Here is a 15,655-nt window from a genome sequence, read left to right as displayed (position 1 = left end):
GTTATACTTATCAGAGTGAAGGAGGCAAAATGATGCTGAAAAAAATATTATTAGGGATGTTAATGTGCATGATTTTAGGAGTTGGTGCTATATTTACTTTTATTATGATGCCGGGGAAAGAACAAGTAGATCCTCTTACATACTTTAATGAGTTTAAAGAAGGACAGTTAAACGCAGTGTATGAGGATGTGAGAGTAGATATAGAAAGACCAGTTATTGAGCAAGATGGATTATTATATGTATCATATCCTTTTGCTAGAGAATATATAGATGAGAAAATTTATTATGATTATAATGAGGAAACTATTACCATCACTAATTTAGAGGAGTTAAGAAGAATAAAACCTAATGATAATAAGATGGTAGTTAATAAGCAAGATAAAGAATTAGTAACACCATTTTTAACTTATCAAAATGAATTATATATTCCGGAAGATTATTTAGAAGAAGAGTATGGAATTGATATTCAAATAGGGAGAGATGAAAGATTAGTATGTATCTCAAATCTTAATATACAAAAGCAGATAGGTACAGTTAAAAAGAAAGAATCAGAGCTTCGTACCCATCAAGATAGAAAGGCTCTCATTGTAGATAAGGTAGAAAAAGGCCATCAACTTACTGTATATAGTGAAGAAGACGGTTATATGAGAGTACGTGATGAAAATGGAGTGATTGGATATATTCAGAGTAGTGATGTTAAACTAGGAGAAATGACTTCAATTAAGCAAAATAAGGTATATACATTAGCTCCAATGAGTAAACCAATAGATGGTAAGGTTAAATTGGCATGGGATCAAATGACAAGTAGAGGAACAGGAGACTGGTCTACACCTAAATATAGACACATTAATAATGCAAATATTATCGCACCAACTTGGTTTGAGTTTGCAGATGAACAAGGAAATCTTATAGATAGAGGTTCTAAGGAATATGTGAATACTGCGCATGCAAAGGGACTTCAAGTATGGGCACTTATTAGCCATAACTTTACAACACCTGAACTTACTAGAACGGTATTAACAAGTACAGCTAAACGTCAATATGTGATTAATCAATTATTAGAAGCTGCGAGAGAATATGGATTTGATGGTATTAACGTAGATATAGAGAATATCCAAGCTGACTTTGGGGTAGAATGGATACAGTTTATGAGAGAGCTATCTGTGCAAGCTAAGCAAGAAGGGCTTAGTGTAAGTGTAGATGTTTATATCCCATCTGCTTGGTCAACGCACTATCAACGTGATAAGTTAGCTGAAGTAGTAGATTACTTCTGTGTAATGGCTTATGATCAACATTGGGGTGGATCAGAACAAGCAGGTCCAGTAGCAGGACTTAAGTGGGTAGAAGAAGGTATACAACTGAATTTACAGGAAGTACCTAAAGAAAAATTAGTGTTAGGCATACCGTTTTATACGCGTATCTGGCAAGAAACTAATGGTGAGTTGACTTCTAGTGCATATGGAATGGGGGCATCTCAAAGCGTTATTGGAAAATGGAATGTAGATCCAACCTATGATGATGAACATGATCAATATTATGTACAAAAAACAGAAGGTGACACAGTTTATCAGACATGGATAGAGGATGCATCAACTGTTTTAAAACGTGTAACCTTAATTAATCAATATGATTTAGCAGGTTATGCAGGATGGAAATTAGGGTTAGAGACTCCTGATGTATGGGATTCGTTAAAACAAATGAAAGAGTGACGTAACGGAGGCTAGAAATGATTAGTGATGATAGATATGAGAAGATGATCTATAGAAGGTGTGGTAATAGTGGTCTTTTGTTACCGGCTATTTCTTTAGGGTTATTAAAGAATTTTGGAAAGACAAATAGCTATGATAATAGTAAAGAAGTAATTATATCAGCTTTTAATCATGGGATTAATCATTTTGATTTGGCTAATAATTATGGGAATCCACCTGGCTCAGCAGAATGTACATTAGGACGTATATTAAGAGAGGAGCTAATAGGGTATAGAGATGAACTGCTTATCTCCACTAAAGCAGGCTATACTATGTGGAAAGGACCATATGGGGACTGGGGTTCAAGAAAACATTTGCTATCCAGTTTAAATCAAAGTTTGAAAAGATTAGGGCTTGATTATGTAGATATCTTTTATTCTCACAGAAGAGATTCCAATACACCTCTTGAAGAAACAATGGGAGCATTGGCAACTGCCGTTCATCAAGGAAAAGCATTATATGTAGGGATTTCTAATTATAATGCTTTAGATACGAAAAAAGCAGTAACTATTCTAAAGAACATGGGGGTACCATGTCTCATTCATCAGCCATCCTATTCTTTGCTTAATAGACGGGTTGAAGATGGATTAATTGATTTATTCAAAAAAGAAGGAATGGGAGCTATTGCATTTGGTTCATTAGAACAAGGATTATTAACAAGCAAGGGATTAGATGAAGAAACATTAAAAGGAGCTAGAGCATTAGATTCAGAAGTGCTAAAAGGTGAAGAAACACTAGATGAAGTGCTTCATAAAATACAGCAATTAAATGAAGTAGCTGCACATAGGGGACAGACATTGGCGCAAATGTCTATAGCATGGACACTTAGAGAAGGTGGTGTCACATCTACACTTATTGGAGCAAGCTCTAAGGAGCAAATTGAGGAAAATGTTAAAGCTCTAGACAATTTAGAGTTCACAGAAGAAGAACTTACAATAATTGAGCGTATTTTAAATAAGTTAATATAGAAAAACTAAAGGGTACTGGACTAGAAAATTAGACAGTACCCTTTAGCTATATATTTGATATGAAAATATATAGTATAGGAATTTAACTAAAGAATAGACATAAAAGTAGTGGTAGAGATATTTTAACATACCAATAAATGAGTATAATAGAAGATGCAAATGAAGTAATTATAAAACAAAGTGAGGAGCATCATGAATAAGAAAATAAATGTAAAACTAGCGAGTGTTCAATTCTTTTTAATGGCTGCATATGCATCCTATTTTAATTTTTTTATTTTATTTTTAAGTGAACAAGGCTATTCAAAATTTGAATGTGGTATTATACAGGCTTGTATTGCTATTGTAAGTTTTATTTATCAACCAATATTAGGATATATTACGGATCACTATCTTTCTTATAAGAAATCAGTCTTGCTAAGTATAGGATGTGTACTTATTTTAGCTGTATGTATACCGAGTGTTGCATCTATTCTATTTCTATTAGGATTATTTGTAGTTATTCATGCAGCAACCACTAGACAACTTCCAGTTTTACTTGATGGCTGGATTGTATCTATAAGAAACAAACATCCAGAAGTAGATTATGAAAATACAAGGGGGATAGGATCAATAGGAGCAGGGATTGCATCTATTGTGATGGGACTTGTTATAGGTTATTTAGGATATGATAAGGTGTTTTATTTTAATGCCTTGCTGATGAGTCTTGCAGGAATCTTGCTTGTTACTTTAGAAGATATTAATGATGAATATAAGCAAGAAGCTAAGAAAATACCTCTTAAAGGAACTATTAACCATTTAGTAACTAATAAAACATACATGTGCTTTATGGTGAGTGCATTTTTCCTTAATGTGGGGATTAAAATGGTCAACACTTTTGGACCAATTATGATGCAAGAAGTAGGTGGGAATAGTGTTTATTATGGCTATGTAATGTTTATATGTGGAATTGTAGAGGCAGCTACATTTGCATTAGTTGGGAAAATGTTAATGAAGCGTAGCTTAGAGTATATATACATATGGGCAGTGATTTCGCTAGGTGTTGGTAGCATATGTATTTTTATGGTTAATAATTTAGTTTTATTCATAATAGGGAGAGTCATTATGGGGGCTACTTATGCTATTTATACAGTTATGGCATTATCCTATGTAAATAAAGTTATTGCACCTTATTTAAAAGCTACAGCTATGGGCGTATTGGTAGCTGGAACAGGCGGGATTGCTCAGATTTTATCTAGTTTATGTGGTGGATATATATTGGAATATTTTAATATGACGCAAGTGACATTTGTGATGATAGGACTAATCATTTTAACAGCGGTTACCTTTATTCCTAATTTATTGAAAGAGAAAAGGACAACACAATAAGATAATGGCATTTTTTCTTAACCTCTCTAATACAATAAAAGTAGAACTAGTACAAGTAAGAAAAGAGAGGAAAGAACATGGGGCGTATCATCAAAAAAAATAGTCTAAATATGCTAGTATTAGGTTTAGCTTGCTTGATTGCATTTTGCACTTACTTGAAGTTTGCTAATGGGTCTTTTGAAACTTTTAGCTTATCTACAGCTTCTAAAGTAGTTGTCATTGATGCAGGACATGGAGGGTTCGATCCTGGTAAGGCAGGAGCAAGTGGAACAAAAGAAGATGAGATTAATCTAGCTATAGCATTTAAATTAAAGAGTTACTTGGAACAATCAGGCGCTACAGTTATTATGACAAGGGTAGATGATGAGAAGTTACAAGGAGAAAAAGGAAATACACATAAAAGAAGAGATATGAATTATCGTAAACAGGTTATTCAAGAAAGTGACGCAGATATTTTAGTAAGTATTCATCAAAATGCATTTACACAGCCACAAGTAAAAGGCGCTCAAGTATTTTATTATCAAGACTCTGATAAGGCAAAATTATTAGCTAACTGTGTACAAAATAGCATTAAAGCATATGCCGATCCTGAGAATAAGCGTAAGATAAAAAGTAGTAAGGACTACTATATTCTTAAGATTAGCCAAATGCCAGGAGTAATTGTAGAATGTGGCTTTTTGACTAATCTAGAAGAAGAGGCAAAACTTGCAAGTAATAGTTACCAAGATAAAATAGCATGGTCGATTTATGCTGGCATAGTAGAATATTTTGAGGCACTAGATGCTCAGTAGAATACATACCAAATAGAAATAGCTCTCCAATGTTTATAAATATAACATTGGAGAGCTATTTCTATAAATCTTATAATGTTACCATACCTTGTAAGGCATCAATAACTAAAGGGAGTGTTGTATCATTAAGATGAGCAAGAGAAAGTCGAGAATAAGAACATTTAGATTTCATAGTAAAAAGTTCACCAGGAGCTAAGATGATATGTTGCTGTAGTAAATATTTTTCCATAGCAGATGAGGATATAGCCTGAGGTTTAAACCAGAAGAATAGACTACCATGTTCGGAATATAAGTTAATAGTATCTTTCAATTCTTTTAAAATAGGCATAATCACTTTAAAGTATTTGTAATTATGTTCTATAATTTCTTGGCGAATAGAAGAAAAAATAGAAGAATCTAAGTAATACTGTAAAAAGCGTTCATTAAAAGTAGACTGCATAGGTTCATTAAATTTCTTGGACAGTGCTGGAGGCAAAGCGATAAAGCTATACTGTAAAGTTGGTAAATAAAGCTTAGAAAAATGATAAATATAAATGACATGATTGTTATGATCTAAGCTATAAAGTGGCATAAGAGAGGTTTCAGTATAAGCAAAATCAGAGAGGGTGCCATCTTCTATAATATAAAATTGATGATGTTCAGCTAGTTCAAGTAAACGTTTTTTGTTTTCTAATGCATAAGAAATACCTGTGGGATTCTGAACATATGTAGATACCCATATAAACGAAATATGTTCTGTTTGTAATACTTTTTCTAAATGATCAAGGTCTAATCCATTTTGAGTAAGAGGAAGCTCGATCACTTTAAAGCCTAACGAGCGCAAGAAAGAGCTGTAGCTTAAATCGTGATAGGCCTCGATACCTATTGTAGAGTTAGGATGGATCTTGAGTAGGTCAACTAGAAAGCTTAAGAAATCTTTTGTATAGCGAATTTGACTAGGATTAGAAAGAAGTCCTACTGATTTGAAGAATTCGCTAATACTTTGTTTTAATAAAGTATGTCCTCGATAAAGTGGGTCAGAGAAGACATTCCAACCTTCAGCAGCAATCATTTCATTAGCAAGTTCATTAATAAGTGAAGGTGGAAAATAGCTTTTATTAAAAAATAGACTACTACAAGATATGGTTTCTTGAGATTCAGATGGTTGACTAACTTGGGAAGAAGAAACATAGGTACCACTTCCAACATAAGCAGTTACTAAGCCTTGGTTTTCTAATAGTTTGTAGGCATTTACAACAGTATCCCTATTTATATTAAGTTTTTTTGAAAGGGTCCTAATAGTAGGTAGTTTAGTGTGATTAGGGAGCTCACCTATTTTAATGAGATGAGCCAAAGAATTGGCAAGTTGAATATATAAAGGAGTTGGATCAGATTTTGATAAATGAATGGTGCAAAACATAAGAGCCTCCTTGGAATGAATATTTTATAAAAAATCAAGCTTTATAAAGTATATTAACAAGCTAAGAAAAATATCCATAACAAGACAAAATCAAAAAGCTGCATACCCAGTTATTTGCGGGTTGCAGCTTTTTGGTTCCATTTTTTTAAAAGACGAATATCTTCTCCGAAGAATCTAAGAATACTATATTCACCAAAAATACGAGAAATAATACGTTCAGAATATAGGCTACGCCAGTCACTAAGTGGTAAGTTAGTAGAAATAATAGTAGAAGTTTTATTAAGTGCTCTTGTATTAATAACATGGAATAAATCAGGACCTGTAAAACTATTAGTAGCTTCAGTGGCGAAGTCGTCAATAATAAGAAGATCTACAGTGAGTAGAATATCTAAATTATTCTTTTCATCTTCCTCCATATCTTCACGGTGGAAGCGAGATTCTTCAAATAATTTAAAGAGTTCTTGAGCACTTAAATAGAGAACACTGTATCCTTGGTTAAGAAGTTCCTTGGCAATACAATTACACAAGAATGTTTTTCCAAGGCCAGTAGGACCATGCAATAGCATATTATTTTTCTTATAGGCAAATTGCTCTACAAAGTTGATGCATTCTTGATAAATAAGCTCCATATTTTTTCTAGGAGATTTATTATACTCTTTATCTACTTGATCAGAATAATAATTAAAATTAAAGTTAGAAAAACTTTGATCAGCACCAATAGATTTTAAATTAGATTGATCATAAGAGAGATTAATAAGAGCTTGTTTGAAACATTTACAAGGTTGATGATGTGCATATTCATTAGCAATGCTATCCCTATGACTAACATCACTAATAAAGCCTGTATCTTTACATACAGGACAGTCATGGTGCATATCTAAGTAATCAACAGGATAACCATATTCAACTAAAAGTTGTTTTTTTAGACGACGTAATTCTTCATTTTTGTGACGATAATTTTCAATAAATTCATCAGGGGAAGCATTAAGAGCACTTTTGACAAGACTAATTCCTAATTTATTAAGAGATTGATCTATTCTTTCAATATCAGGGATTTTTTTATAAATTTCCTCTTCACGATTACGTTTAGCTTCTGCAGCACGTGTACGTTTCTGATCGTATTGTTTCAACAGTAATTTATACTGAAGTTCTTTAGTAGTCATCTATTAATTTCCTCCATAAATCTTTTGCTCTAAAAATTGGCGTTCACGTTTTTCAAGTTCATCTAAGTCCCAATTATGTGAATAAGTTGTTGTAAAGTGAGGGTTTTTACTTTTAGCAGTTTTATTTCCTTTTGACTTAGCAGCTTCTTGTTCCTTAGAATGGTTTTGATCAAGGGTTGCAACTTCTTCCAAGGTGTGAATACCTTTTTCTTTCCATTTATCTAAAATAGAACCTAAATAATTTAAGCTAGGAGAAGAGGAATAAGTAACTGTTCTATTGCATGCTTCTAGTATTACCCCTATGTCGAAGGCATAATCATTAAGCCATTTATCTATGAGTTCTTTCTGATGTTTCGTAATAGTTTCACCTGTCATACCTAAAGCTTTTAAAATCGTACGATATTTTTTTGTAATAGAAGCTTGAGCTTTAGCGTCTTCAACTGTTTTAATACCTTGGTCAACCCAACCTAAGGCAACTTTTTCAATATAACGAATATGGGTATGATTATTTGAAGCACAATATTGAACGAGATATTCTATAAGATCTAGTGGTAAATTAAGCCAATCATATAAACCATATAAAACTTGTTGGTCTGTTGAAGAAAGAAGACGTCCTAGATATTTTTCGCATACAGTGAATAAGTTAGCAATAGAAGTATGCTCTTTACAATATAGAGTAAGTTCATCAGAAGTATAATGAGGTCTTGTTTGTTGAATAAAGGTACGTTGAGTTTTTGTTTCTACAGAGGCAGTACGTCCTACTGTAGGAGCACTAGTAGGCTTGTCTAATTCAAAGGTAAGTTCAAAGTCTTCATCTGAGAGCATTTTAAATTGAAGTACTCCGTGAGTATTCCAATATTCTAAAGCTGTAGTGAGTTCAGAACAAAGCATATTTAGCACTTTAGCAGAGTCTTCAAGAGATATACCCTCTATAGAAGGATCATGATAAAGTGCAAAAATATAAAGATAAACTTTAACATAGCCACCTAATGCTTGAGGCATATAATCTGTAATAAACCAATATGGAATGCTAATGGATGTTGGGGGATTTGAAATAAATTTTACATATGCCAAAGCAAGCGCCTCCTTTAATCTAAATACTATCGTGTTAGTATTATAGCACAAAAAATAAAAAATAGTATGTGGCAAAAAACAAAATCCCCTTAATAAAAAGGGGATTTTGAGGATAAGCTGTTAATAAGTTATTATATTATTCACATGAGTTATAAACAGGTGCCTGTGGATAATGTGGATAACTATTTTCCTAATAAGATATCTGCTACTTGATTAACATTTCCAGCACCCATAGTAATGATTAAATCACCTGGTAGACAATGTTCTAGCAAATAATCTGCGATTTCGCTAAAATCTGACAAGTAAACTGCATTCGTATTAGGATTGTGGATTTTTTTGACGATATCTTGTGCATGAATATCCCCAGGATTTTTTTCCCTCGCAGCATAGATATCTGTAACAATAAGAAAATCTGTGTTTGAAAGTGCTTCAGCAAACTCATCTAAAAAGGCTTTTGTACGTGTATAAGTATGAGGTTGGAATACTACAAATAAACGTTTGTGTGGATAAGCCTTAGCTACTTTAAGGGTTGCAGCAATTTCTGTTGGATGATGTGCGTAATCGTCGACTATTGTAATATCATGGATACGTCCTTTAATTTCAAAACGTTGATCTGGTCCAGTAAAGAGTGTTAATCCTAAATTAATTTGATCAATATTAATATTTAAGAAGTGACAAACAGCACATACTGAAAGACAGTTAAGGACATTGTGCATACCAGGTACACGAAGGTGGATACGTCCTTGATATTTTTCTTTATAATAAACATCAAAGGCAGGACATGCATTTGCATCCATTGTAATATTTTCAGCATACCAATCAAAATGATTTTCTAGGCCAAAGGTTTCAACTTTACAAGTCATATTATCAATAATATATTGTACGTGATCAATATGTCCATTAATAGCTAAGAAACCATCCCATGGAATTAAAGTACCAAATTTTTTGAAGGAGTCACGAATTTGGTTAATATCTTTGAAGTAATCCATATGGTCTTCTTCTACATTAAGGATAATACCTATCTTTGGGAAGAAGTTTAGGAAACTATCGCAGTATTCACAGGCTTCAGTGATAAAATATTCACTTCCACCTAAGCGGATATTTCCATCAATAGATTTTAAGATTCCACCAACTGTTATAGTAGGGTTAAGACCTGAACTAATAAGTACTTCTGAAAGCATAGAAGTAGTAGTTGTTTTACCATGTGTACCAGATACACAGATTGGATAATCATAAGATTTCATAAGACTACCTAAAAATTCTGCACGTACTAGAACGGGAATATTATGAGCGCGTGCAGCCATTAATTCAGGGTTATCATCATGAACAGCAGCAGTATAAACAACTAGGTCGATATCAGGTGTGATGTTTGAAGCACTGTGAGATGGGAATACTTCAACACCTAAAGACTCCAGATGTTTAGTAACGGGAGAAGACTTCATATCAGAACCAGTTACTTTATTCCCTCTATCGTGCATAATTTCAGCAAGGCCGCTCATACTAATGCCACCGATACCAATAAAATGAATATGATGTTTATTTGAAATTGTATTAAAATCAATCATGTAATTATCCTTCCAATCTTTATTAATTGTTTCTATAATTGTATTATACTATAAGCAATCCTTTACGTGCATCATTAATTATAAAAGCTTTTTAAATATAATTCGAATGTTTTGGTTTAAATTTATTGAAATATTCGGTTTTTGATGTATAATAAAGCTATTCAAAATGAGAAAGGAATTAAAGGGTGATGAAAAAAGTACAGAAAAACGGTAGAATCGGTATCATATCTAGTATATTAACAGATAATCCGAATCAAATATTTACGTTAACACACTTTTGTGATGTATTTGATTGTGCCAAGTCAACCATTAGTGAGGATATAGATACAATACGAGAGCTATTTCAAAATTATGGATTGGGTAATATTGAAACAGTTTCAGGTGCAGCAGGAGGCGTCTATTATAATCCTTTAATGAATGACGAACAAATTAAAGATTTTACAAAAGAACTTTGTTCTATTATTGACCAACCAGATAGAATGATTCCTAGTGGCTATATTTATACAAATGATTTGTTATACTCCCCTCAACTTTCTAAAAAAATAGGAGCTGCATTAGCTAGCATGTTTAATGGGCAAGAAATAGATTATGTAGTAACTGTAGAAACAAAAGGTATACCTATTGCGCTTATGACTGCACGTGCCCTTAATAAACCAATGGTAGTAGTAAGAAACCAAAGTAAATTAACAGACGGAACAGTTATCTACATGAACTATATTACTGGTAGTAATAACCGTATTAAAACAATGTGCTTGCCTACACGCGCTATAAAAAAAGGTTCTAAAGTACTTTTCATTGATGACTTTATGAAAGCTGGAGGAACAGCTAAAGGTATATTAGATCTTATGCAAGAATTCCAAGCAGAACTTGTAGGTGTAGGTGTGCTTATGGCTACTAAAGAACCTGAACGTAAATTAATTGATGATTTTAAAACTTTAGTATGGCTAGATACCGTGGATACTATAAATAAAAAAATTAATATCTATAGTGCGTTTGAATAAGAGCTAATGAAAATTAGCTCTTATTTTTGTTTAAATGATTTCTTTATAGTATACGAATGCTTATTAAAAAAGATACATATATAAATCCCACAGGAAGCCAAAAAAAATATTTTTAGATAAAAATGTTAAAAACTTGAAAAAATTATACTTAAATGGTATATTTAATTATGATTTATTTAAAAAATAAAAAATATATTAGTCAAGCTGTGGAGGGGTGCGCATGAATCAGCCAGAGATGATGGCCATGTTATTAGCAGGTGGACAAGGAAGTAGACTTGGAATTCTAACTAAAGAAATTGCAAAACCTGCTGTAATGTTCGGTGGTAAATATCGAATTATCGATTTTCCATTAAGTAATTGTATTAACTCAGGGGTATACACTGTAGGGGTTCTAACTCAATATGAGCCACTTATCTTAACGAAACATATTGGTATAGGAACACCTTGGGATTTAGACAGAACAAATGAAGGGGTGACTATGCTATCACCTTTTGTAAAAGGTAATCAAGGGGAATGGTACTCAGGAACAGCTAATGCTATCTATCAAAATATCCGCTTCATAGATAGTTATAATCCAGAATATGTACTTATTTTATCAGGGGACCACGTATATAAGATGGATTATAGTAAGATGCTCGACTTCCATAAAGAAAATCATGCTGATGCAACGATTGCAGTAATGGAAGTAAGTTATGAAGATGCTAAGCAGTTTGGAATCATGAACACAAATGAAGAAGGTCAGATTATAGAGTTTGAAGAAAAACCACCTGTACCGAAAAGTAATTTAGCATCTATGGGAATTTACATTTTTACATGGAAGGAATTGAGACAAGCTCTTATAAGGGATCATGAGCAACATGAAGATAGTGACTTTGGAAAGCATATTATTCCAATGTTAATAGGGGAAGAAAAGAAATTATTTGCTTACAGATTTAAAGATTATTGGAAAGATATTGGAACAATTGATGCATATTGGCAAGCAAATATGGAACTTACAAATACATTGCCTGAATTTAATTTATACGATGAGTTCTGGAAAATTTATACTAATATTGAACATCAACCACCTCAATTTATTAGTGACACAGCCATTGTAGAAAAGGCACTTCTATCTGAAGGGTGTGAAATCAAGGGGAAAGTTTATAATTCAGTTATAGGACCTAGAGTTATTATAGAAGAAGGAGCAATGGTAGCAAATTCTATTATTATGCAAGATACAGTGGTAAGATCAGGTGCAGTTATTGAACGATGCATAGTATCAGAAAAATGTGATATAGGGGAAAATACATATATAGGTCAAGGGGAAAATATCCCACATGAAACGAAATCACATATTTATTATAGTGGAATTACTGCAATAGGTGCATATACAACGATTCCTGATAATGTAGTAGTAGGGAAAAATTGTGAGATTAGTGGAGACACAAAAAAAGAAGATTATCAAAACGGTAAGCTTGAAAGCGGCCGTTCACTAGTTTTGTAGGGGGGATATTATGAAAGCGGTAGGAATTGTATTGGCAGGGGGAAAAAGAAATGCACTTGGTGCATTAACAATGCAACGTAATGTTGCAGCAATACCGGTAGGTGGATCATATAGAGCAATAGACTTTGCTTTAAGTAATCTAAGTAACTCAGGAATTAAAAAGGTAGCTGTTATTTCACAGCATAATACAAGATCATTAACAGACCACATTTCATCATCAAAATGGTGGGGATTTGGTCGTAAAAAGACAGGATTATTCCTTTTTACACCACATATGATTAGTGCAGAAACATTTAGCTATAGGGGAACAGCAGATGCAATTTATCAAAATGTGGATTTCTTAAAAAAGAGTAATGAACCTTATGTAGTGATTGTATCTGGTGAACAAGTTACTAAGATGGATTATGATAAATTGATCCAATACCATATTGAAAAAAATGCCGATATTACTATCATGTGTAAAAACATGCAAGGTGAAGATGTAAGGGATTATGGAGTAGTTAAATTAGATGAAGAATTAAGAATGGTAGATTTAGAGGAAAAACCATTAGAGCCTCAAGGTGACACAGTCTCACTAGGCGTTTATGTAATTGGTCGAGAACTACTTATTCACCTTTTAGAAGAATTAGAAAGTGAAGCAAGATATAATTTTGTAAGCGATATCCTAATCCGCTATAGACGTAAACTTAAAATATATGGATATATGTTTGATGGATATTGGAAAACCATTAAAGATATTCCTGCATTTTATGAAGCTAATATGGATTTCTTAAATCCAGAAGTTAGAAAATTCTTATTTAATACAGCACCTCATATTTTTACAAAGGCTAAGGACGAGCCACCTGCAAAATTTAATGATCATTCTAACATTGCTAATAGTATTATTAGTGGTGGTGATATCATAAACGGTACGGTAGAGCAGTCAGTATTATTTAGAAAAGTTTTTGTAGGAGAGAATGCTGTTATTAAAAATAGTATTATTATGGAAGGTTGCACCATAGGAAGAGGTGCTGTGCTTGAAAATGTCATTTTAGATAAACAAATTTATGTTTCTGAAGGTCAAAGACTGATTGGTACGCCAGAAGATATATTAGTATACCCTAAACGTAGTATTATTTGATGACTGATGACGTGCAAAACTTACAATAAGACTAAATTTTTACATCATTTTATATACAATCTTTAAAAAAATATTGATTATTGTTTAAAAATCGTATATAATTTAAAATATAATACACAGGTTAGCTTAAGGATGGGGACACCTTGGCTCGACTTAAAAACAGGAGGGTTTGCTAAATGGAGATTACAGATATCAGAGTAAGAAAAATCAATAAAGAAGGAAAGATGAAAGCGGTAGTATCTGTTACTTTTGATAATGAATTTGTAGTTCATGATATCAAAGTAATTGAAGGAGATAAGGGCAGCTTTATTGCAATGCCTAGCCGCAAAACTCTAGATGGTGAATTTAGAGACATCGCTCATCCAATTAACTCTGAAACTCGTGATCGCATCCAAAAGACAGTACTTGAAAAATACGAAATGGTATTGCTTTCAGATGATGATGCAGTAAGTGATGAAGTAGCAGTTTCAGAAGAATACTAAGACAAGCTAAAATAAACCTCTTAAAAGCCTAGGCTTTTAAGAGGTGTTTTTTTGGTGCTATGCATCTTGCATAAAACGTAAATAAATGAGAAAATAGAACCAGTTTAATCGAGAGGATGTGCAGTTTGTGAAAACAAAATCTATTATATTAGCAGCAGGACAAGGAACAAGAATGAAGTCAAATACTTCAAAAGTTTTACATGAAATTTTTCATCAACCACTTGTTCACTATCCGATAGAAGCTGCTAGATACGCAGGAGCAGAGGAAGTATGCTTAGTTGTAGGACATAAGGCAGAAGAGGTTATGGCTACATTTGGAGAGACTGTACAATATGCACTTCAGACAGAACAACTTGGAACAGGGCATGCAGTAATGCAAGCTATGGATTTTATAGAAGATGAAGGAGAGGTACTGATTCTTTATGGAGATACACCTCTTATCACAGCGGAAACAATAGAAAAAATGCTTGCTTTCCATAGAAGAAAGAAAAATGCAGTTACAGTTCTTTCTGCTATTGTAGATAATCCAACAGGATATGGTCGTATTGTAAGAGATGAAAGCAAACACTTTGTAAAAATTGTAGAACAAAAAGATGCTACAGATGAAGAAAAACGTATCTGTGAGATTAATGGAGGAATGTACGTTTTTGAAGCGAAGTTATTAAAATTTGCACTTTCTAAAATCACCAATAATAACGTGCAAAATGAGTACTATTTAACAGACACAATAGAGATACTTCTTCATGAAGGGTATAATGTAGATGCAATTGCTATTATGAATCCAGATGATATTTTAGGTGTTAATTCTCGTGCGCAATTAGCAGAAGCTACCGCAATTATGAAACATCGTATCAATACAAAACATATGGATAGTGGCGTAACTATCATTGACCCACAAAATACTTATATTGATCCCTCTGTTGTCATTGGAAAGGATACTATAGTAGAACCTGGATGTATTATTGAAGGTAATACAACGATTGGTGAAAATTGTGTTATTGGATTTAATACAAAAATTAAAAATTGTGTTATTGAAGATGAGGTATGTATTGAATCTAGTGTATTAACAGATAGTAAAGTAAAGAAGAATGCACATATTGGACCATTTGCATATATTAGACCAAATAGTACAATCGGTGAAAAAGTAAAAATTGGAGACTTTGTTGAAATTAAAAATGCTTCAATAGGTAAAGGGACAAAAGTATCTCACTTAACATACATTGGAGATGCAGATGTAGGAAGTGGAGTAAACTTTGGGTGTGGTACAGTTGTTGTTAACTATGATGGGCAAAAGAAACATCGTACAACAATTAAAGACAATGCTTTTATAGGATGTAATACAAATTTAGTGGCACCAGTAACAGTTGAAGAAGGCGCATATACGGCAGCGGGTTCTACTATCACAAAGACAGTTCCAAAAGATAGCTTAGGCATAGCTCGTGCGCGTCAAGAAAATAAGGAAGAATGGGTTACAAAAAAACGCCAAAATTAACCGA

13 protein-coding genes are annotated in these 15,655 nt (G+C 33.0%); 9 read left to right on the top strand and 4 right to left on the bottom strand.

From position 1 onward, the window contains the following. The first annotated feature begins 32 nt into the window (after positions 1-32). The 4 genes from BN2390_RS02510 to cwlD all read left to right on the top strand — a co-directional run bounded on the left by BN2390_RS02510 (position 33) and on the right by cwlD (position 4,872). Positions 33-1,709, top strand: a complete 1,677-nt coding sequence (locus BN2390_RS02510) for a glycosyl hydrolase family 18 protein (protein ID WP_053982773.1) — start codon at positions 33-35, stop codon at positions 1,707-1,709. 17 nt (positions 1,710-1,726) lie between these two features. After that, on the top strand, positions 1,727-2,716 hold the full coding sequence (locus BN2390_RS02505; RefSeq protein WP_053982772.1) for an aldo/keto reductase: 990 nt from the start codon (positions 1,727-1,729) through the stop codon (positions 2,714-2,716). A 192-nt stretch (positions 2,717-2,908) separates the two neighbouring features. Further along, positions 2,909-4,081, top strand: a complete 1,173-nt coding sequence (locus BN2390_RS02500; protein ID WP_053982771.1) for an MFS transporter — start codon at positions 2,909-2,911, stop codon at positions 4,079-4,081. 77 nt (positions 4,082-4,158) lie between these two features. Beyond that, complete coding sequence (cwlD, locus tag BN2390_RS02495; protein ID WP_242847637.1) at positions 4,159-4,872, top strand: N-acetylmuramoyl-L-alanine amidase CwlD; 714 nt, start codon at positions 4,159-4,161, stop codon at positions 4,870-4,872. 70 nt (positions 4,873-4,942) lie between these two features. On the opposite strand, the gene BN2390_RS02490 is transcribed toward cwlD, so the two are convergent. The 4 genes from BN2390_RS02490 to murC all read right to left on the bottom strand — a co-directional run bounded on the left by BN2390_RS02490 (position 4,943) and on the right by murC (position 10,073). Further along, complete coding sequence (locus BN2390_RS02490; protein WP_053982770.1) at positions 4,943-6,271, bottom strand: aminotransferase-like domain-containing protein; 1,329 nt, start codon at positions 6,269-6,271, stop codon at positions 4,943-4,945. Positions 6,272-6,381: 110 nt separating this feature from the next. Continuing rightward, complete coding sequence (locus BN2390_RS02485) at positions 6,382-7,434, bottom strand: ATP-binding protein (protein WP_053982769.1); 1,053 nt, start codon at positions 7,432-7,434, stop codon at positions 6,382-6,384. Between the two features lie 3 nt (positions 7,435-7,437). After that, the gene (locus BN2390_RS02480) at positions 7,438-8,508 is read right to left on the bottom strand and encodes a DnaD domain protein (RefSeq protein WP_053982768.1); all 1,071 of its coding nucleotides are present in this window, start codon (positions 8,506-8,508) and stop codon (positions 7,438-7,440) included. Positions 8,509-8,690: 182 nt separating this feature from the next. Continuing rightward, positions 8,691-10,073: a UDP-N-acetylmuramate--L-alanine ligase gene (gene murC / locus BN2390_RS02475; protein WP_053982767.1), complete on the bottom strand. Its 1,383-nt coding sequence runs from the start codon at positions 10,071-10,073 to the stop codon at positions 8,691-8,693. A gap of 188 nt (positions 10,074-10,261) precedes the next feature. Here murC and purR point away from each other — a divergent pair, with 188 nt between their 5' ends. The 5 genes from purR (at position 10,262) to glmU (ending at position 15,651) form a co-directional block, all read left to right on the top strand. Beyond that, positions 10,262-11,074 carry a pur operon repressor gene (gene purR, locus BN2390_RS02470; protein ID WP_053982766.1) on the top strand — a complete coding sequence of 271 codons (813 nt, stop codon included), beginning with the start codon at positions 10,262-10,264 and terminating at the stop codon, positions 11,072-11,074. A gap of 220 nt (positions 11,075-11,294) precedes the next feature. Next, a complete protein-coding gene (locus BN2390_RS02465; RefSeq protein ID WP_053982765.1) occupies positions 11,295-12,557 on the top strand; it encodes a glucose-1-phosphate adenylyltransferase in 1,263 nt (420 codons plus the stop codon). 10 nt (positions 12,558-12,567) lie between these two features. Then, complete coding sequence (gene glgD, locus BN2390_RS02460) at positions 12,568-13,677, top strand: glucose-1-phosphate adenylyltransferase subunit GlgD (RefSeq protein WP_053982764.1); 1,110 nt, start codon at positions 12,568-12,570, stop codon at positions 13,675-13,677. Between the two features lie 176 nt (positions 13,678-13,853). Continuing rightward, entirely contained in the window at positions 13,854-14,159 is a 306-nt protein-coding gene (spoVG, locus tag BN2390_RS02455; protein ID WP_053982763.1) for a septation regulator SpoVG, read from the top strand. A 127-nt stretch (positions 14,160-14,286) separates the two neighbouring features. Then, the gene (gene glmU / locus BN2390_RS02450; RefSeq protein ID WP_082238545.1) at positions 14,287-15,651 is read left to right on the top strand and encodes a bifunctional UDP-N-acetylglucosamine diphosphorylase/glucosamine-1-phosphate N-acetyltransferase GlmU; all 1,365 of its coding nucleotides are present in this window, start codon (positions 14,287-14,289) and stop codon (positions 15,649-15,651) included. Positions 15,652-15,655: the final 4 nt, after the last annotated feature.

The sequence above is a fragment of the Niameybacter massiliensis genome, assembly GCF_001282685.1.
GTDB lineage: Bacteria > Bacillota > Clostridia > Lachnospirales > Cellulosilyticaceae > Holtiella > Holtiella tumoricola.
The sequence above is the reverse complement of the archived record's forward strand: the minus strand, read 5'-3'. Positions and strand labels throughout refer to the sequence as shown.

Excerpts from the sequence above, each read along its gene's own strand:
- BN2390_RS02510 (WP_053982773.1), top strand. The coding sequence starts at position 33 with ATGCTGAAAAAAATATTATTAGGGATGTTAATGTGCATGATTTTAGGA.
- BN2390_RS02505 (WP_053982772.1), top strand. The coding sequence starts at position 1,727 with ATGATTAGTGATGATAGATATGAGAAGATGATCTATAGAAGGTGTGGT.
- BN2390_RS02500 (WP_053982771.1), top strand. The coding sequence starts at position 2,909 with ATGAATAAGAAAATAAATGTAAAACTAGCGAGTGTTCAATTCTTTTTA.
- cwlD (WP_242847637.1), top strand. The coding sequence starts at position 4,159 with ATGGGGCGTATCATCAAAAAAAATAGTCTAAATATGCTAGTATTAGGT.
- BN2390_RS02490 (WP_053982770.1), bottom strand. The coding sequence starts at position 6,271 with ATGTTTTGCACCATTCATTTATCAAAATCTGATCCAACTCCTTTATAT.
- BN2390_RS02485 (WP_053982769.1), bottom strand. The coding sequence starts at position 7,434 with ATGACTACTAAAGAACTTCAGTATAAATTACTGTTGAAACAATACGAT.
- murC (WP_053982767.1), bottom strand. The coding sequence starts at position 10,073 with ATGATTGATTTTAATACAATTTCAAATAAACATCATATTCATTTTATT.
- purR (WP_053982766.1), top strand. The coding sequence starts at position 10,262 with ATGAAAAAAGTACAGAAAAACGGTAGAATCGGTATCATATCTAGTATA.
- BN2390_RS02465 (WP_053982765.1), top strand. The coding sequence starts at position 11,295 with ATGAATCAGCCAGAGATGATGGCCATGTTATTAGCAGGTGGACAAGGA.
- glgD (WP_053982764.1), top strand. The coding sequence starts at position 12,568 with ATGAAAGCGGTAGGAATTGTATTGGCAGGGGGAAAAAGAAATGCACTT.
- spoVG (WP_053982763.1), top strand. The coding sequence starts at position 13,854 with ATGGAGATTACAGATATCAGAGTAAGAAAAATCAATAAAGAAGGAAAG.